The sequence below is a fragment of the Citrobacter sp. Cpo045 genome, from assembly GCF_030332875.1.
Taxonomy (GTDB): domain Bacteria; phylum Pseudomonadota; class Gammaproteobacteria; order Enterobacterales; family Enterobacteriaceae; genus Citrobacter; species Citrobacter portucalensis.
Genome location: NZ_JAOWGZ010000086.1, coordinates 341161 through 365120, shown reverse-complemented (window position 1 = coordinate 365120; position 23960 = coordinate 341161). Strand labels below are relative to the sequence as shown.

At 44.1% G+C, this 23960-nt stretch carries 22 protein-coding genes and 1 tRNA gene; 12 read left to right on the top strand and 11 right to left on the bottom strand.

Annotation, left to right across the window (positions count from 1 at the left end; translation table 11 throughout):
* Nucleotides 1–18: 18 nt before the first annotated feature.
* On the bottom strand, nt 19–2154 hold the full coding sequence (locus OGY13_RS08295) for an ornithine decarboxylase (protein ID WP_213752649.1): 2136 nt from the start codon (nt 2152–2154) through the stop codon (nt 19–21).
* Nucleotides 2155–2622: 468 nt separating this feature from the next.
* On the opposite strand from OGY13_RS08295, the gene OGY13_RS08290 reads away from it, so the two are divergent.
* Entirely contained in the window at nt 2623–3330 is a 708-nt protein-coding gene (locus OGY13_RS08290; protein WP_048215570.1) for a DUF554 domain-containing protein, read from the top strand.
* 105 nt (nt 3331–3435) lie between these two features.
* A tRNA-Phe gene (locus OGY13_RS08285) sits at nt 3436–3511 on the top strand.
* Nucleotides 3512–4347: 836 nt separating this feature from the next.
* Here OGY13_RS08285 and OGY13_RS08280 read toward each other — a convergent pair.
* The 5 genes from OGY13_RS08280 to OGY13_RS08260 all read right to left on the bottom strand — a co-directional run bounded on the left by OGY13_RS08280 (nt 4348) and on the right by OGY13_RS08260 (nt 10794).
* Nucleotides 4348–7479: an AAA family ATPase gene (locus tag OGY13_RS08280; protein WP_114675908.1), complete on the bottom strand. Its 3132-nt coding sequence runs from the start codon at nt 7477–7479 to the stop codon at nt 4348–4350.
* Nucleotides 7469–8008 carry an ABC-three component system middle component 1 gene (locus tag OGY13_RS08275; RefSeq protein WP_000771913.1) on the bottom strand — a complete coding sequence of 180 codons (540 nt, stop codon included), beginning with the start codon at nt 8006–8008 and terminating at the stop codon, nt 7469–7471. Before OGY13_RS08275 ends, OGY13_RS08280 begins: the two co-directional genes overlap by 11 nt.
* Nucleotides 7992–9290 (bottom strand): ABC-three component system protein, encoded by a 1299-nt coding sequence (locus OGY13_RS08270; protein ID WP_286637595.1) that lies wholly within the window; start codon nt 9288–9290, stop codon nt 7992–7994. The genes OGY13_RS08275 and OGY13_RS08270 overlap by 17 nt, the downstream gene beginning before the upstream one ends.
* 1 nt (nt 9291) lies before the next feature.
* Nucleotides 9292–10344 carry a ComEC/Rec2 family competence protein gene (locus tag OGY13_RS08265; RefSeq protein WP_000511435.1) on the bottom strand — a complete coding sequence of 351 codons (1053 nt, stop codon included), beginning with the start codon at nt 10342–10344 and terminating at the stop codon, nt 9292–9294.
* Nucleotides 10345–10545: 201 nt separating this feature from the next.
* Nucleotides 10546–10794 carry a hypothetical protein gene (locus OGY13_RS08260; RefSeq protein WP_001096211.1) on the bottom strand — a complete coding sequence of 83 codons (249 nt, stop codon included), beginning with the start codon at nt 10792–10794 and terminating at the stop codon, nt 10546–10548.
* Nucleotides 10795–10857: 63 nt separating this feature from the next.
* Here OGY13_RS08260 and OGY13_RS08255 point away from each other — a divergent pair, with 63 nt between their 5' ends.
* Nucleotides 10858–12045 (top strand): tyrosine-type recombinase/integrase, encoded by a 1188-nt coding sequence (locus OGY13_RS08255; RefSeq protein WP_286637593.1) that lies wholly within the window; start codon nt 10858–10860, stop codon nt 12043–12045.
* Nucleotides 12046–12096: 51 nt separating this feature from the next.
* On the opposite strand, the gene OGY13_RS08250 is transcribed toward OGY13_RS08255, so the two are convergent.
* The 3 genes from OGY13_RS08250 to OGY13_RS08240 form a co-directional block, all read right to left on the bottom strand.
* Nucleotides 12097–12447 (bottom strand): hypothetical protein, encoded by a 351-nt coding sequence (locus OGY13_RS08250; protein ID WP_286637592.1) that lies wholly within the window; start codon nt 12445–12447, stop codon nt 12097–12099.
* 74 nt (nt 12448–12521) lie between these two features.
* Nucleotides 12522–14453, bottom strand: coding sequence for a DUF927 domain-containing protein (locus tag OGY13_RS08245; protein WP_286637591.1), 1932 nt, complete (start codon nt 14451–14453; stop codon nt 12522–12524).
* A 73-nt stretch (nt 14454–14526) separates the two neighbouring features.
* The gene (locus OGY13_RS08240) at nt 14527–15711 is read right to left on the bottom strand and encodes a site-specific integrase (RefSeq protein WP_502873535.1); all 1185 of its coding nucleotides are present in this window, start codon (nt 15709–15711) and stop codon (nt 14527–14529) included.
* A gap of 657 nt (nt 15712–16368) precedes the next feature.
* On the opposite strand from OGY13_RS08240, the gene OGY13_RS08235 reads away from it, so the two are divergent.
* The 9 genes from OGY13_RS08235 (at nt 16369) to OGY13_RS08195 (ending at nt 20932) form a co-directional block, all read left to right on the top strand.
* The gene (locus OGY13_RS08235; RefSeq protein ID WP_286637589.1) at nt 16369–16722 is read left to right on the top strand and encodes a hypothetical protein; all 354 of its coding nucleotides are present in this window, start codon (nt 16369–16371) and stop codon (nt 16720–16722) included.
* Nucleotides 16715–17146 (top strand): hypothetical protein, encoded by a 432-nt coding sequence (locus tag OGY13_RS08230; RefSeq protein WP_286637588.1) that lies wholly within the window; start codon nt 16715–16717, stop codon nt 17144–17146. Before OGY13_RS08235 ends, OGY13_RS08230 begins: the two co-directional genes overlap by 8 nt.
* 47 nt (nt 17147–17193) lie before the next feature.
* A complete protein-coding gene (locus OGY13_RS08225) occupies nt 17194–17622 on the top strand; it encodes a DUF2787 family protein (RefSeq protein WP_023337778.1) in 429 nt (142 codons plus the stop codon).
* A gap of 58 nt (nt 17623–17680) precedes the next feature.
* The gene (locus OGY13_RS08220; RefSeq protein ID WP_023337779.1) at nt 17681–18145 is read left to right on the top strand and encodes a lecithin retinol acyltransferase family protein; all 465 of its coding nucleotides are present in this window, start codon (nt 17681–17683) and stop codon (nt 18143–18145) included.
* On the top strand, nt 18133–18363 hold the full coding sequence (locus OGY13_RS08215) for a DeoR family transcriptional regulator (protein ID WP_159426859.1): 231 nt from the start codon (nt 18133–18135) through the stop codon (nt 18361–18363). The genes OGY13_RS08220 and OGY13_RS08215 overlap by 13 nt, the downstream gene beginning before the upstream one ends.
* Before the next feature lie 77 nt (nt 18364–18440).
* Nucleotides 18441–18824 carry a hypothetical protein gene (locus OGY13_RS08210; RefSeq protein WP_048227221.1) on the top strand — a complete coding sequence of 128 codons (384 nt, stop codon included), beginning with the start codon at nt 18441–18443 and terminating at the stop codon, nt 18822–18824.
* A 142-nt stretch (nt 18825–18966) separates the two neighbouring features.
* Nucleotides 18967–19716, top strand: coding sequence for a YaaW family protein (locus tag OGY13_RS08205; RefSeq protein ID WP_286637586.1), 750 nt, complete (start codon nt 18967–18969; stop codon nt 19714–19716).
* A gap of 102 nt (nt 19717–19818) precedes the next feature.
* Nucleotides 19819–20532, top strand: a complete 714-nt coding sequence (locus OGY13_RS08200) for a helix-turn-helix transcriptional regulator (RefSeq protein WP_286637584.1) — start codon at nt 19819–19821, stop codon at nt 20530–20532.
* Nucleotides 20533–20590: 58 nt separating this feature from the next.
* Nucleotides 20591–20932 (top strand): hypothetical protein, encoded by a 342-nt coding sequence (locus tag OGY13_RS08195; protein WP_286637582.1) that lies wholly within the window; start codon nt 20591–20593, stop codon nt 20930–20932.
* Between the two features lie 85 nt (nt 20933–21017).
* Here the strand turns inward: OGY13_RS08195 and OGY13_RS08190 are convergent, their stop codons facing one another.
* The gene (locus OGY13_RS08190) at nt 21018–21449 is read right to left on the bottom strand and encodes a hypothetical protein (RefSeq protein WP_286637580.1); all 432 of its coding nucleotides are present in this window, start codon (nt 21447–21449) and stop codon (nt 21018–21020) included.
* A gap of 22 nt (nt 21450–21471) precedes the next feature.
* Nucleotides 21472–23487, bottom strand: coding sequence for an ATP-binding protein (locus OGY13_RS08185; protein WP_286637579.1), 2016 nt, complete (start codon nt 23485–23487; stop codon nt 21472–21474).
* Nucleotides 23488–23960 lie beyond the last annotated feature (473 nt).

The following is a 23960-nucleotide window of genomic DNA, read 5'->3' as shown; positions in this document are numbered from 1 at the left end:
AACCCGCTTTTTTTGCACTTACTTCACCACATATCCATACAGACGCTTAATACCGTCTGCATCCGTTTCACTGTAAACTCCTTGCAGCTCCGGCGAGAAGCCTGGCAGCAGGTTTACGCCCTCTTCCAGCGCCAGGAAATATTGCTGTACCGCCCCACCCCATACTTCGCCCGGTACCACGCACAGCACGCCCGGAGGATAAGGCAGCGCACCTTCCGCCGCAATGCGGCCAGCTGCTTCACTAATCCGCACCAGTTCAACATCACCACGGATAAAAGCGCTGTTCGCATCCTGTGGGTTCATCGCCACGGCAGGTAAACTTTCCTGACGGAACATCGCTTTTTGCAGATCTTTCACATCAAAGCTGACGTACAGTGAGTGCATCTCCTGGCACAGTTCACGCAGCGTGTAATCCCGATAGCGTACCGGATACTTGTTGAAGATAGTGGGCAGCACATCTGCCAGCGGCGTATCGTCTTCAATATGCTGCTCAAACTGCGCCAGCATCGCCACCAGTTGCGCCAGTTTCTCTGCGCTTTCTGCCGGGGTCAGCAGGAACAGAATCGAGTTAAGGTCGCATTTCTCCGGCACGATGCCGTTTTCACGCAGGTAATGCGCCAGAATCGTCGCCGGAATACCAAACTCGGTATATTGCCCGGTTTGTGCGTCAATGCCCGGAGTGGTTAACAGCAGTTTGCAAGGGTCAACGAAATACTGGTCTCGCGCGTAGCCGGAAAAACCATGCCATTTAGCACCTGGTTCGAAGCTAAAGAAGCGACGCTCGCTGGCAATCACCTGTGTCGGATAGCTTTCCCACGGTTTGCCATCAACTACCGGGGGAATAAACGGCTGAATCATCTTACAGCGGGTAAGTATCGCTTTACGGGCCTCAATGCCCAGCGTCACACACTCCGCCCATAGCCGACGGCCGCTCTCGCCTTCATGGATTTTGGCGTTAATGTCCAGCGCCGCAAACAGCGGGTAAAACGGACTGGTAGAAGCATGCAGCATAAATGCATTATTCAGACGCTTATGCGGGCAGAACCGCGCCTGACCGCGAATATGGTTATCCTTTTTGTGGATCTGCGAAGTTTGCGAGAATCCGGCCTGCTGTTTGTGTACCGACTGGGTGACAAAGATCCCCGGATCGTTAGCATCGAGATCCAACAGCAGCGGTGACCCATCGGCCATCATCGGAATAAATTGTTCGTAGCCGACCCATGCGGAGTCAAACAGGATGTAATCACACAGATGACCGATCTTGTCGATCACCTGCCGGGCATTGTAGATCGTACCGTCATAGGTGCCGAGCTGAATGATCGCCAGACGGAACGGGCGCGGTTGATCGGCCTTTTGCGGCGCAACCTCGCGAAGTTGCTGGCGCAGATACTCCTCATCAAAGCAGTGCTCGTCAATACCGCCAATAAAGCCAAACGGATTACGCGCCGCTTCCAGATACACCGGCGTCGCACCCGCCTGGATCAGCGCACCGTGGTGGTTCGACTTATGGTTATTACGGTCAAACAGCACCAGATCGCCGCGCGTCAGCAGCGCATTGGTTACTACTTTATTGGCCGCAGAGGTCCCGTTCAGCACAAAGTAGGTTTTATCCGCGTGGAAAACTTTCGCGGCAAATTTCTGCGCATGTTTCGCCGAGCCTTCATGAATCAGCAGATCGCCAAGCTTAACGTCGGCGTTGCACATATCCGCGCGAAACAGATTCTCGCCAAAGAACTCGTAGAAATGGCGCCCCGCGGGATGCTTTTTAAAGAACTCACCGTGTTGATGTCCTGGGCAGGCAAATGTGCTGTTCCCCATCTCGACATACTGAGTCAACGTGTCATAGAACGGCGGCAGCAAATCTTCTTCATACTGACAGGCAGCAGACTCCAGCTCCAGCCAGTCCTGCGCCTGACCGCGAATGACCGCATTCACACCCATCGGCAGATCAACATCCGACTCTGCGAACAGAAACACGGGTATATGAAAACCGGTGCGTTTCAGCAAAGCAAGGATCCCGCTGCGGCTATCCGCAACGGTAATGACGACTGCCGCAACGTCAGTAAAATCAGTACTGTCCAGCGACACCACCTGACGATGGCTGGACAGACGAGAAACCAGTTCTCCACTGGCGGCAATTTTCATTGATTTCATAAGCGCAATAACCCGTTTCGGGAAAATCAAAAGTCCCGGACAAAGCCATATTGCTTTGCCCACGAAATGACAGGTCAAACTGGTTACCAGCCCCGACCGCCAGACATCAGTAAAAGCAGATAGCCTCTGATTTTACTGTTATCCTGCAGTGAGCGTGCGCTGCCCTCACCGCATGGTGGGAGCGTAAAGATAAGTCGCAGGAAGGGGCAAACGTCGCGCAAAAAGGCGATGTTGAAGGCGATGTAGGGGGAGTAATATCATCCCAGGCAGCCCCATTCAGACAGGAGAAAATTCGCGCAATCATGGCACCTTTCACTTTCAGGCGCAAGATAAAATCCGGTGCCTGAACCTCACAGATAAACAAGCATTTCGTCTGCCAATCGCGGCATAATAATGCAATCTGAAAACATATTTTACCCAGAGAATTGCCTTTAGCATCAAGACGATAATGGGTATGCAGGAGCAAACGTGGTAATTGGACCCTTTATTAATGCTGGCGCCATTTTATTTGGTGGTGTTCTCGGCGCACTACTCAGCCAGCATTTACCGGAACGCATTCGTGCCTCCATGACCTCCATATTCGGACTGTGCTCTTTGGGGATTGGTATTTTGCTGGTTATCAAGTGCGCTAACCTACCGGTGATGGTCCTGGCTACGTTGGTCGGTGCATTAATTGGCGAGTTCTGTTATCTGGAAAAAGGGATCAATACCGCGGTTGCCAAAGCGCAGCAGCTTTTCACCCGGTCGGATGCCAACACCACGCACGAATCCTTCATCCAGAGCTATGTGGCCATCATCGTGCTATTTTGCGCCAGTGGTACCGGGATCTTCGGGGCTATACATGAAGGGATGACCGGCGACCCGAATATTTTAATCGCCAAATCGTTTCTTGATTTCTTCACGGCCATCATCTTCGCCTGTTCATTAGGTATCGCGGTATCGGCAATTTGTGTACCAATGCTGGCAATCCAGTTAACGCTTGCCACCTGCGCGGCAATGATTTTGCCCCTAACGACGCCAGCCATGATGGCCGATTTCAGCGCCGTAGGTGGGCTACTGTTGTTGGCAACCGGTTTACGTATTTGTGGAATCAAAATGTTTGCGGTTGTGAATATGCTTCCTGCCCTTCTGCTGGCAATGCCGCTTTCCGCCGCGTGGACGGCATTTTTTGCCTGAGAATGCGTGCAATAGCAACAATGTGGTGATAGATTGTGCAGTCTGCGTTGATTTGAAGAAATTTCGTTGACGAAACGAAGCGAATCGGTTTTAATGCGCCTCGTTGCCCGGATAGCTCAGTCGGTAGAGCAGGGGATTGAAAATCCCCGTGTCCTTGGTTCGATTCCGAGTCCGGGCACCACTATTCATAAGGCCTCGCTGCAAAGCGGGGCTTTTTTCTTTTCTGGCTACGGTAGATTTCTGGTCGTTGCAACAGGTTATTTGTTTGCTGGATTTCTCGCCATTTTCGCAGATGTTCGTTACTTTTAGACACCTCAACATCCTCTGATGTACCTTTTCCTAACCTCACTGCTACGGTCTTTCTACGGTCCTCTACGGTTCCTTTCTCTCAGATCATTCATAATGAAGTAGAAAATACGGGGAAAACGGGGGAATCATCATTTCTCCTTAATCCGCTGGTCTTAACATGATTTTGTCGCGGGGAATAAGGTGGGGAAATCCCCAATAGCAAGCGGGGAAACTTGGCAGCATACACCCTCCAGATGGGAATCTTCACCAGTCCGTCCACCTGCAACAAGCTCTTCTTGCCCTTTCACTTCTTACCATTTTCAGAATCCCCCCGTTCTCCACGCCATCATAAAATGATTTATCCGTAGTAATACTACTTGAGCTAAACGTATTGGAATAATAACCTGAGTGTCCGTTGTGAGCTGTGGGTTCAACGAACCAGTACAGCGCTGTCCTTAATCAACGATGAGCAGGTCATACACTCTGACTATTAGCAATGCCCGTTCCTAGCACAAAGTGAGTAAGTTACTGAGCTGCAGGTCCACTGTAAGCGAAAAGTGGAAATTAACATATCTGTTAAAGGGGCCAAATATATCTATCCACCCACTTATACTGATGGGGATTGGATAATTAGAACATGCCTTTTTTTTATAACGAGCAATGCACATCTCGTTTCAAATTTAGTCAACGAGATGTGCATGCAGATTGTTTAGAGGCAGTGCAAGCACTTTAGTTCACAAAGGGTTGCACCGGGACGACTACACCAAACTTTTCCAATTGCAAGAATTTAGATCCAAAAATTTGGGCAGGGATTTTGCGCTGGAGTAAGGCAAAGAAATTTTCATCATGCGTTGAAATAATAATTTGTTTATCAAATTGAACACATATACTTCTTAAAAGATCTATCGTAGAGAGTATATTAATCGAATCCATTGACTGAATTGGGTCATCAATCATAACAACATTGATGGGATTACCCTCATCGTCTTTCGCATGAAGTGCACTAGCTAAAAAGACACTTAAGCTTAGAATATTCGTTTGAGCCGCACTGAAATAAAGTATTGGCGAGATTTGCTCTCCAACCTCATCACTAACCACAATATTTAGGCCTGGCTTATCAGAATCAAAGTCAGCCTTAAACTCTACTTTTTTAAAGGCAGGATGCGGATCTATCTTCTTATAAATAGAATTAATAAGATCTTCATAGAAGAAATTATTGATAAGAAGTTTCAGGCTATCCACTATTGCATCTCTTTCTGCGGTTAAAGTAGTGTCGACCCGTTCACGCTGTTTTATTAACATCTCTTCAGCCATTAAATCTTTCTGAAGAGCTGTATGTTTAATATATGGCTTAAACGAACTCATAAGTTCTATGAGTAAATTAATATTATTTGAGAGCCTATCAAATTCTTTCGTACGAAGATGGCAATCCTGAACTTTCGCAGCTATGAGCTCTTTGACTTTTTCAAGACTGTACTCAGGACGGATAATTATAAGGTTAGATAAACTCTCATAAAACGTGTTAATTACTGATTGAGAGCGGGCAACACTTATTTCTAAAGATTCTTTTTGCAGCTTCAACTGAACAAAATCCACCCACATGCCATCACTTAACATTTTTTGCTGTAAAACAGCACATTGTTCAGTCAAAAACTCAATAGTGGTTTTACACTTAATTATTTCAGCCTCAATCTCTAGTTTCCTTTTTTCAGTATGACTTTTGAGGGATGAAGACGAAATCGCATTTTCATTTAAGTATTTATAAACTGTAATGTAGATATTTCCGCTAAAGATACCTTCCAGCTCCGAAGCTATTTTTTGCTGCGCAGAGTCTTTTTCTTTAAGTGATTCATTAAGCATTTCAACCTGAGGGGTAATTAATGCTTTTCCTTCTAGGAGCTTTGAACTTTTGATTGAAAGCTCACCAATTTCTTTTTCAATTCGGGATACCAGTTCATCATGTGAAAGTGCCCAAACTAAACTTTCTAACTCTGTGGTCCGTTTCTCAAGAGTCTTTAACTCTGCTTCTATTGAATATATATCTCTACCTGCAAGAGTAAGTCTCTCGTCAGTCTCACTCAATTCCTTGTTTAAGTTAATAATCAACTGAGCCTTTGAATCAATTGCGCACTGAGTAATATCCTGAATTGATTGAAGAATTTCTTTCTGACGTGTAGAGAAAAATAAAAGCTGTTTAGAATTCTCCTCACTTAATTCTGATAAAAGGTTCCGCCCTTTAATTTTATCCAGTAAACCGTCCGCAGATGGGTGAGGAGCTGTACATAAAGGACAGATACTGGATGGTCGTACACTAAGATAGTCAATTCCAATGGCAATCAGTCGTTCATGCAATTCCATCTGTTCAGATAATGCTTTTTGAGTAACATGCACAGCTTGAATTTGTGATTCAATCACATCAAACTCGGCGTAACATCTCGTCAGCTGCTCAACTTTCGTAGGTTCTAAAAGTAAGGTCCCTAGATTTCCGTTTGATAATGAGGTGGCATTAATATTGAGTTCAGAAAGTCTAGTCAACTCACGATTCAACTCCCCAAGCCTAGATTTATCTATCTTAATAGAAACTTCTTTTTTTGATATTTGCTGTGTTAGGTTACTTACCCGAGCCCGGTTATTTGCGAGCTCCAAATATACTTGCCCGGCGTTATCAACGGTCTTCCTAAGTATAGCGACCCTATCATCTACAGCCTTAAGCTCCTTATTCAATTGATTAATTGTTGTTTCAAAACCTGCAAGCTGCGCACAGATCTTGGTGCGTTCTTCAGAAATTATCTTTTGGCTAGTAGACAACTCAAGAAGATGAGACTCAATTTTTAGAAAATCATCAATACAATCAATCACTTCTATAATACGAGTCATATGCATGTGTGTGGTTTTCTGATCTTCTGCACATTTTTCGTATGAATCCAAAAGTGATTGGTACCTATCAGCGTCGGCCACTCCTTTCACTAATTTAGCAAGATGTAAATTCTGTTCTGCTAAACTGCGGACATGTAATTCAGTTTCAGATATTTTTAGAAGCCTGTCTTCCAGTGCTTCTACCGTTCGATTGTTCGTTAAACGTGATGAGTCGAGTTCATGGCGTCGCGATATAAGACTAACATTAAGAGCATATTCATCTTGAGATGAAAAACTCTCGTCAGGTAATTGAATATTTTCACCCAACTTATTCAATTCAACAGCAATAGAATTGAATTTTTGGAAAATTGAAGAATCTATTGGTTGTTTTAATTGTTCAAGAATAGATTCTCTCTTTTTATTGAGATTATTCAACTCAATCTTATTATCATTTATAAGTACTGACAGCTCTTTACGGGCAATTTCAATATCTCCACCGAAACTTTCCATAAATTTCGTATAGCGCTCTTGCGGTTTGGCTTCTCGGAGAAATCTATCAATTTCATCTTGACTTAGAATCACTTGTCGGAAAAAATCATTTTCTCTTTGACTATTATCTCCGAATCGCAAATCACGCCCATTAGATCTGACTTTGGGTAGTTTACGCTCAAAAGGGAGTGGTCGAGTGGTTGATACCACTACCTTTGTGCGTATATTTTTATCTACATATTTATTACGTAAAATTTCTTGCCCAACATTATCGTCCTTGGTGATTTTGGCAGCGTTCTCATAATTAGCTTTATTATATTCTCCGCCAAGTCTTGCCATGTGATTGGTAATTGCCCATTCAACAGCATCGTAGAAGGAGCTTTTACCAAAACCATTCGGAGCATAGATCGCAACAAAATTTGCAGCAACATCTCCATCATTCGTGAAATCAAACGTGCCATCTGACCTAGATTTGTAGGCACGAAATGCTTCAATCTCAACTTTTTTAATTTTCATTTTTGTTCAAAAATTTAATTATTTCATTGACCATGGAGGCGCGGATTTCTCTGGACTCATTCTTTGAATCTAATGGAGCACCACGAACGTATTTATCTAAAGACAATAAAGCCTCTTTTGACTCATTGACTCGCGGATCAAGTCTTAAGTCTGTTCCCAACAAATATTTTTGCAACTCAGTAACTAACTGAGCAGAGGTGGGGGCACCTGAGAATTTATCAATAATTATCTTGCGAGCAGCAAACTTATTGTTTTCTATTTCATATTTTTCCCATACAGGAAAAACATCAGTTGTAAAAAAAACAATATACATATTCCAAGATGCTAAGTCACCCGATGGTTGATAGTGAACAGAAACCACATTTTGAATAGTACGCCAATTCTCCAAAATATCGGCTGAAGTCTCACATACACATACTATACAGGAAATAAATGAAAGTGGATCATCTGAGCAATACATGTGAAATCTGATTTTATCATATTTCACACTTAAAATACTCAGATCGACTTCCTTACTTAATAATTTCATTAAGCTTCTCCTTAAATAACTGCAATTGTGGTACACCTGCTGGAACTACTAGATATTCATCCTCACGGTCTATTACGCAGCTTTTGCGGAGTCCCTCCAGATGAGTTAATTTGAAGCTTGTATAAATAGAACTTTCAACTTCATCGATAGCAAACGGCCCCTGGTTTGGCACTACCGCTATATTATTTATTACGTTTTTAAGTCGAAAGTTCGGAGGCAAGACACTTGCAGCAGCATCAGGTGATGCAACGATTAAAGTGCCATCCTTATCTAAAAGTTTTCGTGCCGTTTTGAGTAGTTCTTCCAAATGGCTAATCCAGTTCGCACCATTACTGGTATATAATAGCCGCCGCTTTCGCTCCAAGCTTTTTATATATGCATCATCCACAATTCCAACATTATCTATCACAGAGCAAATAACTAAAAATTCAAAATAAGAAATCCATAACTCTTTATTACTGAGCTCATTAGGAGTTTTGGGATCCATCAAAAGCTGTAATCCATATTGCCCCATGATTTTGTAAGGCGGAGACATCCCACTAGCTATAAGTGATCTGGAAAGGGCTTCTAACGCGTCTTTAAGATTACGAACATTGTTTTGATCAATAACATTAAATTTAAATATTTTGTCTTGTATTCGAGAAAAGCATTCCAAATGGGCAGGAATCATCGGTGCGCTATCGTATGCTCTTATTATTTCATCAAACTTTGCTAAGCTATGGCATTGCACTCGGCCAAACTGTTGTTCCTCTTCAGTGCCATCCATCCTAAACTCAACACCAACAAGAAATGTATTTCTACCAACTATGTGATATACACCTCCACCTGACATCCCCTTTATCGTGGCTAAGCCTGGTACACCATCAACAGTGAAAATGACAAGCTCATCGACCACGCTAGTCATATGTCCATCATAATATTTTATAGGATCCGAACTCCTTCTTTCAGTGTTTGGAAATCCTACTAATGTAAGCTCAGCACGAGGAGGCAACGTCGAAGCAGTAAAACAACTTTGTGCAACTTCTGGTTGATATTCAATTTTTAAAATTGCGAAATCATTATGGGATTCGTTCAAATATTTAATGTCTGGATATAGGAGCACAGCTAATACTGTAAGTTTATTGCCACTGTGATCGGTAACTTCGATATTATCGAGAGTGTCACGAATAACATGGTATGCAGTCAGTACATATGTGTAATCCAGTGTCATTGCATTAACTAGCACACCACTGCCACCATTAACCATGACGCAGTGGGACTGCATTATTTCGTAAACTGTCATGTTAGAATTTAATCTCATCACCTAGCACTTTTAGACGAGAAGAATAGCTCTCAGCTTCATGCGCTAAAAGCAGCGGAGTAATTACATTGCTGTAATTAAAATAAATATCACCATCTGTTTCCTTTAAGATCCTTGCAATAGTCCTTTTATTGGGAAGACCATGCTTCGAACCATTGGTTGAAATAACAAAGCATGGAGAATCTAGTATTGAAAGAAATTCGTTGCTTGTGTTGTATTGACTACCATGATGCGAAACTTTAACCAGATCCAGCTTCAACTTGTTTGTTTCGCTATAGCCCAATGCTCTTAAATTTTTTGTAACAACTTGGTCATTGGCGTCTCCTAAAAAAAGCATTTTTTTGTCATCTGTTTCCAGTAAAAATGCAATTGAGCTTCCATTATAAATAGATGAGTCAGATTCAAATCTATCATCTGCCCAAATTTCGTCCAATGAACGGTGATAATCATTCTCATATGAAGAAGTGTCAGCTGAACTTACTTCCGTTGGCCACTTATGCAAAAGCTGTTCGAGTTGTCTTCGTTCAGGTGAAAGTGCTGTTAAAGTAATCGGGCCTACTTTGTAGATTTGCCCTGCCATAATGAGCGGTGCTCGCACACATCCGATTTCATCAAGTAATGCCTCAAGTTCTTGCCCCTGTTTAACGCTAGTTTCAGGGGAAACTTCCTGCAAGAAAATATTATTTTCACAAATTTCAGGCACATTAAAATGATGTGTGATTAACCTCGAAGAATTGAACCAGATCGATTTAACCAGCTGACGCAGATAGTTTGGACTTTCGAATGCCTTGATAAAACCATTTATGTGATCATCATCAATGTGGGTCAGGATAGCCAGATCAATGTTTTGCCCCTTTCCTTTCAGATCATCGAGAGCGTTACTCAATGCTCCAGAATAGCGCTGCCTAATGCCATACCTGAATGTCGTCGCAGGTCCCCCATCAATGAGCAAGTTGAGAGTGCCTGAACCGCTTTCATGGCTCACCAAAATGCAATCGCCATGGTTAGCTTTAAGAATTCGTACGATGATCCCCATCAGGATTTGTCTTCCTTACCAGTGAGCTCTTTCCCATATGAAGATTTTACCATCTAGAAACAATCTTAAGGTTGATCAAAGATGATTTTTTTTCAAACAATTTGATACTTTCAATGGTGTTATCTACATGAGTGCAACGCATCACGAAATTTACACTTTTCCATTAAAAACATAAAGTTAGCACTTCAACATCCATCCCCACTATGTTTTGGCAACATCCATAACCAACTTTGATACCTGCCATATACGGGCAACTCTCTTGATCCTCATGGCATGTAATTGTTCTAGACTGAAACACATATTATTTCTGTGAACTCTTCCCCAACGGCAATCTTTTCCCTTAAGACCAGAATCAGACCGTAAAGCCTGCTCTTTCTGCATTTCCCGTCTTAATTCATACCATGTGGCACCAGCATTCCCTTCGCCATGCCAGAAAATCAACTTAGCCATTAACAACGCCGTGTCGGGGATGGGTCAACCCTGACGTTCTTTACACCAGTCACAGGAGGTTATATGTCCACTCCCAAACGCTTCCGTTTTACTAATCAGCTCATTAAATCACTGCCCCCTAACACATCAGATGCACGCAGCACCGATGCCGAATACAGCGATACCGAGATTTCTGGCCTGAAGTGTCTGGTCAGCAAAGGTGAAGGTCGTAAAAAATTCTTGCTCCGTTACCTCTATCATGGACGAAAACGCGCCATCGCTATTGGTCACTGGCCTGAGGTGGATGTCACCTTAGCCCGTAAGATTGCCATGGAGCATAAACGCTCACTAGCCACCGGAACTGACCCTAAGCAGGAACGTGAAAAAAAGAGACAAGAGATGACATTTGATGAACTCTTTAACCAGCATTATCTGGTTTGGGCAAAATCCGCGAAACGTAGCTGGGGAAAGGATTTCCAGCGCTACCGGGATCATATCCGTCCCGCCATTGGTCAGATGCTGCTTAGCGATATCACACTAGCCAGCATTCTTCGCCTCCAGCAGACGTTAAGCATTTCACTGTCAGCAGCAACCTGTAATCGTGTCATTGTACTGGTTAAAGCGGTATTTACCTGGGCAGGAAGGCAAAGCATTACCTCTGTCCATCCGGCAAGAGTGGTACAGCTTCTCAGGGAGAACAACGCCCGGCAGCGCTATTTCACCGAGGACGAAATTCGTCGTATTTTTCTCTCCGCCGATAACGATACCAGCCCCGTAGCTGCCCGCTATGTCAAACTGCTGTTACTGACCGGCCTTCGTCGTGATGAGCTGCGTCTGGCTAAGTGGGAGCATGTTGACCCGGTTAAACGCACCCTGTGGCTCCCGGAAACCAAGAATGGTTATGGACGGATTGTTCACCTTAACTCACTGGCGATGGACGTAATCAGAACGCTGCCAACGCAGCGTGGAAATCCGTGGTTGTTTATCGGTAAAAAACAAGGAATGCCGCTGAACAATCCGGTCAAAGCCTTTCAGCGTATCGTGCGTCGGGCGGGAATTTTCGACAAAGAAGTGTGTATTCATACCTGCCGCCATTCGGTTGCGGCGCTCATCGTTTCCCATGGTGGAACGCTGTATGACGTTCAGGCGCAGTTAGGTCATCGCAGTAGTCAGTCATCACAGCGTTATGCGCACCTTCATCCTCAGCGCTTACAGAACACCAGCCAACTTCTGGCGGAAAGGATAACAGCTCAGCTATCTTCTTTGCGATAAATGAAAAGCAGAGGCAAATGCCCCTGCTTTTTTTAAAGGTAAACTCATCAATCAGAATGGGATGTATTCATAAGCGGTCTCATCCTCATTACTTCTGGCAAGATATCGGGCTTTATTGCGAGCCTGATCGATTGATAGTGTTGGAAATTCGCCAAGATAATCATAATGAACGTTACCCTTGAAAATATAACTGGCAAAGAAACGAATATTTTCATTTCGGTTAATCATTGCTTTTAATTCAGGATACTCACTGTCGGTCACTTCCCTACAGATACCATAGAAATTGCATTTAGCCTGCGCCATGATAAGACCATAAGGCGTAAGTGGTGGGCGAATAGTTTCACAGCCTGTAATAGCACCAGGAAAAGTGTGAGTTTCATTTAATTCGAAGAATTCATTCATGGGGTTCCCCTTCTGTTAATTCATTCAGAATAATAAGTTTAAAGATAAGTTAGTTAACTACATTCAGATAATGCTCAAGCACAATTCAAATCAGCACTGATAAACCCTCGCTTAATGTGGTAGTAACACCTATCCATACCAGTAAGAGGACGCTTTTTGTAATGCCCTTTACTTTCTACCCGCAGCAGTTTTCGTCGTACCAGCTCCTTAGCGACTTCACTGGCGCTTAGTGAATGTTTCTGACACCACTCTTCAAATACAGGTGCGAAGATTAAAAAATCCTCAGTAGCATGGTGAATATAGCCCCAGTGATTTCCGGGTTTACGGTTGTCCGGTTCTTTAAGACCGATAAAATGCGCACCTTCTCGCTTTACAAGGTCACGCTGAATATCAATAAGAGCCAGTAACACGGGGTTATACTGGTTAGGCTTATCATCAAGCCAGCGGCGAGCGGCACTCATTATCGCATCTGCAATAACATCCTCACCAAAGGGAAGAATATTCCATTCAGTTGCCAGGCCCCCGGCGCACAAGCACAGGGCAAAACGTTCTAATGCACGCTTCTGAATATCACTGAGAGAATAGCCTTCTTCCTGCAATTCACCGATCAGAATGCCATAGCAATCTTTTGATGCACTCTGGATGAATTTACACATCTCCTGATAAGATAAGGCCTCATCATTTTCACCCTTCAATGTTAGAAGGCAGGCAATAAATTCCTTACCCGCAGTGCCGTAAGTCTCACACAACCCATGTTTCAGTCTCTCAGCACGATTACGTACGCCTTCAGAGGTCTCACCGTCTTTACGTGCATCTTCGGGGCGGATGTTAAGACTGATGGCACGATGCTCCTGCCCTCCCTGAATTTGCTCTTTCTGCGTGGCAAGCTTCTCAGGAATAGACATTTCCCCTGACGAAAGAATAAACATTTTCCAGGTAAAGGCCTCATCTATCTCCAGATGCTGATTCATTCTATCCTTACCCTTCGAAGCAGTAATATTGTACAGCAAGGAAGCAAAGTCCTTCTGTTTGTAAGCACCCAACTCATCAATACAGGCTAATATCCCTGAATACCGACTCAGGTTTTTCTCAAGCGCATTCGCTGTAGTATTCCAGCGTAAAATGTTCACATCTGGCGCACTGCCGGGTTCTCCACCATGCCCGTGAACTGACATGGGAAGCTGGAGAAGAATTGTTTTTCCGGTCGTTGACCCCCCGTAAAAATGAAACAATGCGACATCCATTTTGCACAACGACAGCAGCATCGAAGCAAAAGCGGTGGATAATGCAAAGACCTGAGGCCAGCCATGAACCAGCTCAGCTACCATAGTTTTCCAGTCATCCAGCGTTCCCGACTCGACAAGCCCTCGTGGAACACGGGAAGCTGGAATCAAATAGTCAAATCCTAAAAGGTGCTGCGCGATAGGCATACTGCCGTGAAGAAATGCTTTGTTGCCGGGCACAAAACCCATCGAATCTGCGACAAGATAAGTAGGCAATTCCAGCGATTTCTTCATACACACCTGTAAGAATTGCACCAGCAGCTCTTTAGACTTTATCGTCAGGGAGATACCAAAACCTTTGCCCGCCAGAGAGGCCATGACGTGATCAGGTTTTACCATCGCATCACTTAATGAGATATCCGCACAGGCGAACTCTCCAGCATGGTTGATAGTCATCAACTCGACGCCCATATTGCGCATTTTACAATCCGAATAATGCCTGTAGACAGGGAGAATGAGGGTCGAGCTTAACTGGTACCATTTTTTTCCTTCATAATAGAAAAGCCCTTTTGCAGTATTGACAAAGCCTTCAGGCAGACCATCACGGCATCCGCACTTAGAAATGTCATCGAGATCGATGTCGATTGCAGCAGCCTTGTTCAGGTTTTTTCTGACCACCTTCAGATGAAGAGCACGACGAGCCAGAAATGCATTTAATTTCGTGCAGGCAAAACGAGCGGGGGCCGTTGTAGTCAAGGGTGATGGTGTTGATTTATTATTCATTTACAGGGTCCTTTTTGAATGTGAACCACAGGCAGTAAAGCGCAGAACTCACTTGCCTGAGGAGGAATTCTGTTTAGGCCGGAAAAACATTCATCGCCCGGTTAACGGCTTCGTGGTAACGCGCCGGTGATGAGTGCAAATAAAGTGACGTTACTTTGATCGTGCTGTGACCCAGTAAGTCTTTGACGGTGTGAATGTCGGCCCCGCTCTCAATGAGCTTTGTCGCAAAGGTATGACGCATCTCATGGATGGTGAACGGTGGAATACCCGCAGCCTCACAAAGTCGTTTTTGCAGGCGACGTGGCTCAGAAACCGGATTTTCGGTTCCCTTGCCCGGAAATACCCAGCCTTCATCACCCAGATGCTGACGCTGTTCTGTCAGAAGAACGAAAGCCTTATCACATACCGGTACACGGCGGAGTTTGCCGTTTTTGGTATGGCGAAGGGTGATAACCTTGCGGCTCCAGTCCACATCTTCAAGACGAAGGTGACGGGTTTCCCCCAGACGCAGCCCCGTCAGGGCAAGGAACATGAGCAGAGCAAGGGCTTCATGATCGGGTTTACCATTACGCCAGCACTCACAGACTTCCATCCAGCGCTGAAGCTGGGAGTCATCCATGGCGCGGCGATCTGACGTCACTTCAGGCAGCGCTTTGATATAAAGCGCCGGAGAGCGGCTGGTGTATCCCATGCGTATAGCCCAGGTAAAGACCGCTTTAATGAGCGCCAGATGGCGGTTGCGTGTGGCTGGCTTGAGATCGAGATTATGCAGATAGCTCAGAATATCTGCCTCGGTCATATCTGCCAGCTTTTTGTCACCGAGAAGAGGGCGCAGGTATTTACGGATCTTAGAAAGGTCGGTGTTAGCTGAACGCTTAACGCCCGTGCTAAGTACGCATTTCACATACTGTTCCACAAGTTCATTAAACGTTATTTTGCTGTGCGTAAGAAAACGCTCACCATAAGTCTCAACGGAAGCCTTAAGCTCCTGAATTATTTTAAAGGCATGTTCCCTTGCGTTATTAATGGAAAATTCAGGGTAACGCCCTACGGCAACGTAAACATTCTTTCCGCGAATACTTTTGCGTACAATAAACTTAATGCGTCCGGATGAATGGAATATAGCCTTAAGCCCGGTACATTTTGTATCGCTGGCTTCGATAGTCCGGCCAGTTTGTATTGCACGGTTTTTACACTCATCAAAAAAAGCTTTAGTGAATGCCTCTCTTTGATTCTTTGGGCTGCGATGTCGAGCCATCGATTCAACACAGTAATCTTCAACGTCAACGCTGATTTTCATGTTTTGCGCTGACTCACAAAAGCGACCATCCACAGAATCAACATCATTCCGTTTCATTGTCTGCGTTATTTTGTTTAAAGAACTATCGGGTTTCATAATGCATACATCTCGCTCAATTAATACAGATTAAGGGTATTGAGTTAGATGCTGGCCAGCACATGGAGCGAATAGTATTGGCAGAAATACTGAAGTGCAAATCACCGACTCTGACATTTTGGTGAGAAAAACACGCGTTAAAGAGGCCTGTTTGCCCCCTTAATCTCCTGAAAGTGCCACTCCCCCACTTTCAGGCCTGAACGTCGTTTCTACCCATAAATAATATCGATTACGGGGTGTTGTTTATTTTTTGAACTATTTAAGGCGTTTTGTGATTGAGAAAATAAGTAAGAAAATCAATAGCAATTGTGCACAAGCCTTCTCTCATTTTCAGTTAAAACAGTACATGCTAATTTCTTTACAAAACGCTTAAAATCTAAAAAAAAACGGGATTTAATGCCAGTCATCCACTAAATTTAAGGACATAATCCAGAACAAGCAAGCAACGTAAATAAAATGTAACTAAAAGTCATTTGAAAACATATTATCAATATGAATCAATTATTTATGGAGATAATCATGTTTAAACTCACGACCCCCACCAGTCTTCCCCTTCTCAACCTGCCCGCCTCCGCACTGGCGTCCCTCAGCAATGACATCCTTGGACCCGTCGATGATATCGACCTGTTTACCGCCTTCTGGAACGAAACGGGAACCCTGCTCTGGCATCTCAACCACGATGACTCGCTCCCCGAAGACCCGCTGCTGGCAGTCGCACTGGCTAACCCTGAATACGTCACCGCACTTGATGATGGCTGGTATCTGCTTCTCGGTATCGTCTGCGATAACGGACAGGGTATCTATCTGGTATTCCCGGAAACGACCATTATCACTCAACTCCGGAACCTGATTGAGGCGCTGAACCATGAGTAAGAAAAAAGTCGATACCGAAGCCACTGTCACCGAAAGCTATACCGTGTTCTACAGTGGTGAGGCCGAGAAAATCAGCCCCCACAGTAAGGGCCTGCTGACGTATGAGCTGGGCCAGGAGGATGAAACCGGAAGCCTTGCCCTGCGCTTAACCGCCAATGGCGAAGGGGGCCTCTTCTCCCGAGAATGGATAAGGCTTGATGCGATTCACGACATTCTGGAGCAGCAGCAGGACAGCTTTCCGTCCCGTGTATTCCGCCCGCTGTTTGGTCAGGGCAGCACCAACAACGCCGGATTTCTTGCCGCCGTACTCAGAAGTCCGGATATCTGCCTTATCGAAGCGGACAGCAGCAGACTCTTTATGCACCGTTGTTATGCCGACTGGCAACATCGTATGACGCAGCTTGCTGCGCTCAGTCAGGACTAATCCTCACTTTTTCTGTGTTCCGTTAATCCAAAATCAGGATATTCACTATGTCATCACCCGCAATATTGCAGGGCGGCTATGTGCTGCCTGTCTCCCGGTCATTCACCCAAATGCTTCTGGATATCGTCGCGCAAAAACCGCCTCATCGTCACCCCATCACCGGATTAACCATTAACTTTCGTGACCCTGAATACTCACCGGAAACGGGCGGCTGGCATCCGGTCGAAATACGCCTCACCTCTGCCGGAGAAGACTGGCAGCTCGATTACGTCACCGACTTTCACTATGCAGGGTATCCGTGGCCTGAACTTGAAAAAGATGTCGATGTGAGCTGGACGCATCAATACACGTGGCTTTCCCGCTGTGGCGATATCTCTCATATCGACGCCCGTGAGTTCTGGTCGCTATGGGAAAGTAACTTTATGGCTTACCACGATATGGGGGTTTTCACGGTCCGTACGTTGTGGGAAAGCTGAGTGTTCACTACGTTTCCCACGCATCCCCCCTCTCCCCCGTAGTAAGGAACTGAATGTTATGTACCGGCTTCTGCTGCTGAACTTCGTGGATTCATTTATCGATAACTGCATTCTCTCCTGCGTCGATGAACCAGCTTACGGTGGTATCGTGCAGTGCGAACTGCTTTTTGGCCTTGCCGCACACAGCGGTATCTATGTGGGTAACGGCGATATTGTTCATCTTGATGGCGATGGAACCGTTATCAAAAGTAAGGCTAAAGGGTTTCTTGACCGGCTCGATGGCTGGAACTCCGCTATCTCGGTGTATACCGACTGTATGGATTTGACGCCTCAGGGTTGTGCGCGGGCCGCTGAACGGGCAAAGGCGGCAGTGGGTCAGCGCTATCCTTATAGCCTGCTCGACTTTAACTGCCACCGGTTTACTGCCCGCTGCGTTACCGGCGATTCGTGCCCTGATATCTGGCTTGCCAGACACCTCGATTCTTTTCAGAAAGGGGACCGATGGCGCGTATGGCAACGATGAAAGCCAGCCGTTGCAGGCAACGTGTCACCGGACAGGGAGAACGGCTTATCCGACTGACCATGGCCCTGTTTTACGGTCAGACAATATCTGTTCGCTACATCATCCGGCAGTTTGACGTGTCTCCCCGTACAGCAAGACGGGACCTCACCCATCTGGCCTTTGTGCTGGAATCCGCTGGCCCTCACCTCTGGCGACTGGCTCCCTCTCTGAAACCCTGACTTTTTTCTCTGCCGGACATATCCTGACCACCCCGTATGGCAGGCTGTCTCCGCTTTTCAATCCATAAGGGAACATGATGAAAATTTCTAAACTGTTAACCGCCACACTTCTGCTTTCAGCCTTCAGCCACAGCGCATTTGCCGACGAGCAGGCTGACGCTCAGATGATAACCAACTCGACCTTCTGTGCGATGTACTCCACCCGCCTGACCCAGACCAGTGACAGCGGCCTTCAAGTAAAAGGCGTCAATCTCAATGCCCGCATCAACGGACCGGTATTCAACAGGGTACTTCAGGTGATGAACAAAACCTATGGCAGAACCTGGCTCGAATCAAATGCCCGTAACGGCAGCATGACCGCCATGCAGCTTTCGCAGTCGGAGCTGCTCTATAACCCGGAATATGCCCGGCAGTGCGATGCCTTTGCGGATAAAGTGGAAAAGGAATGGCGCGGAAAGTAATCCCGACGCGTTATACCTCCATCCGGTGAACAGAAACCTGCTTTCGGGCAGGTTTTTTTTACTTTTTTATTTTTCAGGCGGACAAACCCTGTCCGGGGGCTTCCTTAAACTGTCAGGTCCAATATCTGCAATGAGGTGAAATATGGCTACCTACCGACACGACCCCGACCTTGAGTTTCTGCGCCACTGTCATCGTGACGATCTGGATTTACTGGTTTCTGTGCTTATCTGCGATCCGAAAGACGGACTGGCACGCATCACGGAAACGCTGACTTACGATCCTCAGTATAAAAAACACAAACCCAACCACCCGCGCTACTGGGATGCCATTGCCGCCGAGGTTCAGACGTTTGGTGCAAACAGCTTCGCCACGCTGCTCCGCTGGGGTAAAGGGGTGCTGTACCGTGAAATTCTTACCGATGCCTGCGATAAAATGAAGGTGAACTACAACAGCAAATCCAGTGTTGAAAACATTGAAATGAATCTGCTGATGAAGATCCTGGAGAAAAGCCTTGAGAAGATGACGCCCAATCAGCTAAAGACCGTGGCGGAAGAATTGCAGACAGGCTACAGCAATCCCACACCGGAGCTGCTGACCATGGCAATACAGGCGGGGATCAAAACATCCGGTTTTGCAGCCTATCAGATGGCGCTTGTGGTGACGAATGGTGTGGCGAAAGCCCTGTTAGGCAGAGGGCTGACCGTTGCAGGAAATGCCATGTTGACGCGGACTATGGGCGCTTTTGCCGGTCCCGTGGGCTGGGTGCTCAGTTCTCTCTGGCTACTGATTGATTTAGCCGGTCCGGCATACCGGGTGACGCTACCATCCTGTATTTTTATTGCCTACATGCGCCAGAAGCATCTTTATTCACCTGAGAATACTGACGTTTAGCACTTACATTTAAGATTTTCAGGCTTTAAAAAACTTCAGAGGGCGGACAAATCCTGTCCGCTACTGCTGGCATCATTTCCCGGCTAAATTCGGAAATGATGTATGATGCTGATAACACAAGAAAACGAACATGACAGACTGGCAACCCGCCTTTCCATCATCCTGAGCCGTTTGTTTCAGGGTGAAAAGCTGCATATCGGGACGCTGGCAGAGGAATTTGGAGTGACGACGCGAACGCTGCGACGGGATTTCAACGTCCGTCTGACGTACCTTGATATTGAACAGAGCAACGGCGTGTATCAGCTTGCCTCACATTACTTTCGTCGCCGCACGGAACGGGATATGAAGATACTGGCGAGGTTGCTACATCTTGACCGTCTGTTACCCGCGATGGACGCCAAACTGCTGAGCCTGATGCTTGACGGGGAACGTCCCTCGCCATACAGGATTATGCTACCGGAACCGCGCCAGAAACCCACACTGTTCGGTGATTTCAGCAGACTGACGCTCGCCATACTTAACCAGACGCAGGTGCGTATCAGAACCGATGAAAAAGCCAGTCACACCATTCACCCCTATCGTCTGCTTTGCAGTCATGCGGAGTGGTTTCTTGCCGGATGTACGTCATCGGGCGTGTTTGTTATTTCCCTGTCCCGAATCAGGCTGGTTGAGGTAATATCGGATACAACGTTTGAAATCGATAACGCGCTCATTTCGCTGATTGAACAGTCTGACTTTATGGAAGCGTTACCCCACATGAACATTATTCATCAGATAATGGATTACAGGGCAAAACAACCGAATAATCGCAATTAAAATCACAACATATTATTAGTGATGATTAAATCACATTAACATGATAAGTGAGAAAGTAATGATTATCGATAAAGAATACGCACTTGTAGATGCAACAGCAAGACTTAACACTGACCTGAGAGATTATGAAAGCGAAATAAACAAGGCTGCCAGCGTAACGTTTGGTAATGACCTCACTGGCATAGTCATTTATCAGTTCAGTTTTATCATTAAAGTCAGAACAGATGGTGAGAAGATAAAGCACGGTCTTCTTGTTAACTTCGGGAAAAACATAGCAAGACAGGTTTCATCTCTTTGTGCATCTGCGATGCGATTCTACTCGAATAAAAAACACAAGCCTAGCCGTCAGCTTTTCAGATGCATAAATAACTCAACCGACACAGAAAACGACCCGTTTTAAAATATGACATTATAAGATCGACCAGTCAATGCAATCTATTTGGCTGGTCTATTTTGCAATCTAAAATTTCAATTATCATATCTACTTATAAAGTATAGACAAAAGAAACCATCAAGAAAGTATATCCAAAGATAAAACGCCAATTCCTTTTGAGAATGAAAATGATATTTCTGTTACGCCTGAATTTCTTTATTTTACCTAACCGATAAATAAGCATCTCTCTTTCTTTTTCAGGAATATTATCATTCATGATCTTTCCTAAAATCACCCTCTCTGACTTAACAAATGAATACTTTCGCTGAAGAACTTTGAGCTTACCAGTAAAAAATAACATTGTAAGAATGAATGCCAACATTTGGAATAAGTGGTTAGGTATCCCCCAGCAACCAATAGTTGTAAGCAATAACCATTCTGCCACAGAGTCTTTCTGTAGATTCTTCCACCATTGATTCATATCTCTGGCGTAAAATCTTATCTCTTTTTTAATGCTGTAGTAATCACTGTCTTTAATTTCCATTTAATTACATCACCAATTAAAATTATTCAGTCGGTTCATGCAGTTCTTTTATTAGCTCCTCAGCATCAAAACTATCTAAATACTCTCTTCTAAGCTTTAGTTTATTAAGCAAATAATTATTAGACAACTCGAACTCTGAGAATATAGTACCCCAAGTTTTAACATATCCTTTTATACGGCCATTTTTCACATCAAACACTAAGCCTGGTTCATTTCGTGCTTCCGCAGTTTCTAACGCAGCACCAATTTCAAAATCAGAGCTGGATATTTTTCTGCCAACAAGAATCAACTCAAACCTCATATTTTCCATCGAAAAACCAGGGTGCTGAAGAATTATTTTTGCGTAATCTTTCAATTGCTTAAGATGTTTTTCATTTAAAGAAACACTCGGTTTTTTTATCTCTATAATCGTACATTGGAAGTAGCTTTCACCACGGCCATTAAACTCAACTCGTCGTCTTGCAAGAAAGAGATCTACCTGTCTGCGGACTCCTTCAATATCCAGTCCATCAGCAAGATCATTTTGATCAAAATCATCTGATGTAAGTGTATCTATGCCCTTAACGTGATTTCTCAAATTATAGGCTATTCTCTGAAAATCATCTTCCTCAGCACCTAACATGGTATATTTATTGCCAAATAACCATGTATTATTCTCGATGACAAGTTGTAGATCAGGTGTTTCTCTTACCTTATCATGATGACTTACTACAACTTCCTTTAATTTCTGAACAGCAGACTCTCTACGCTGCAAAACTTCAATAGTAGAAACTATATTCTGAAGTGATGTTTTCTCTATTTGAGATTGTAATTCACACAGGCTTTTATGATCTAATTCAAGGATGCTTTCTAACACATCAAAAAGCTCGCTATTTTCATTAGATACTATTAATTTATCGATAAGATGTATAAGAATCTTAGCTTGTTTGGATTTTAAATTTGAGAAGATCGATGGATCAGCATAATAAATGCTACTTATTGTGTTTTTTATGGTCTGCATTCTCCATTGAGCATCCACTTCTAAAAGATTAGAATAAGATGGAAAATATCCTTTTTCTTCATACTCAAATATTTTTTCATCCACAAACTCTTTTAAGAAATTATCATAAATTTCCTTTCCTATCTTTTGAATTTCTGATTTCAATTTTCTATATTCATCAGAACTAATACTGACTTTTTTCTCGTCACTAAAGTTCAAACTAGAATCATGAATATCAAAAAGCTCCACCCAATCAGAACGAGTATAGGTACTAAGATAAAAACTTGGCTTATGGTTAAAACTGCTTAACTCTCGAAAAACAATTCTGCCTTGATTATTAACAAGATAATTATATGATTTTTCAACACCAGGCTTACTTACCCAGCGAATAAACAAGACATTAAAGGTGAAATTGTCAAATTCAATATTTTTTTCAATAGATACATTCAGAGGAACACTGATTTCAACATCATTTAGAAAAAGTTTTCTATTTTTATTTAATGACAGTCGCCAGCCGAAATTATTTTGCAGTTTCTTGATGATAGGATCATTACCAGGCAAATTTTTGGTAAAATGCCGTAAAACAACACATGTTCCATTTTTCAAATTTCTTAAGGATGCATGTTGTTCTGATTCAAGAAGCTCTACAACCTTAAAATCTCGAAGGCTTTCGCTATTTATCGTAATCTTAAAGTCGTGCCCTTGATAACGGGTAAACCAAATTGCTTCCTGGCTAAACAAATGAAAGGATAAGCGTCCCTTACCATGAGCACCTTGTAAATCATCATTTCCTTGTTTAAGGGACTCATTAAACCTTGAAAAATGTTCTTCGCATTTATCAATATTAATGCCGGAACCATTATCTAACACCGATACAGATTCCAGCCCTCCAAGATCATTACGTTTGATTTGGACATCAACCTTACTGGCTCCTGCATCGAATCCATTTGCTACTAGTTCGACAACCGCCTGCGAAGGTTCATCCTTCCAGCGAGTAAAAAGCTTCTTGATACCAGCATGAGTAATGTTTGTTGTACCGACAAACTCTCTTTTGCTCATGGGTAGTGTCCGTCCTTGAAGGTTTAGAGAACATACAATTCTAATGCCCGAAAGTTTATCATAATTCTTACGATCAAAAAGTACCCTTCACTTCATACATTGAAAAGGTAGCATCTTGGTAGAACCATCACAGTAGAAGTTCAGACATAAGCATGGCCAATCGTTTAGAAACATACTAGCATGTGGCCGTTTTTGACCCAGAAGTAAGGGGCTTAGATAAAAACTAGCCACTTTGGCACTTTGTCTTGCTGCTTTTCACAGCAGTTTTAAAGGGATTGAAAATCCCCGTGTCCTTGGTTCGATTCCGAGTCCGGGCACCAATTATTTAGAAACGGGCGTCTACTGACGTCCGTTTTGCTTTATAAAGTCAATAAGTTATACCCTTCACCACGTCTACTACCGTTAGTTAAAATCTACTGGTATCGCTCCCTTTTTGTTGGTAAAAAAGCTGGTAAACTCAGTTCGATGAGTTT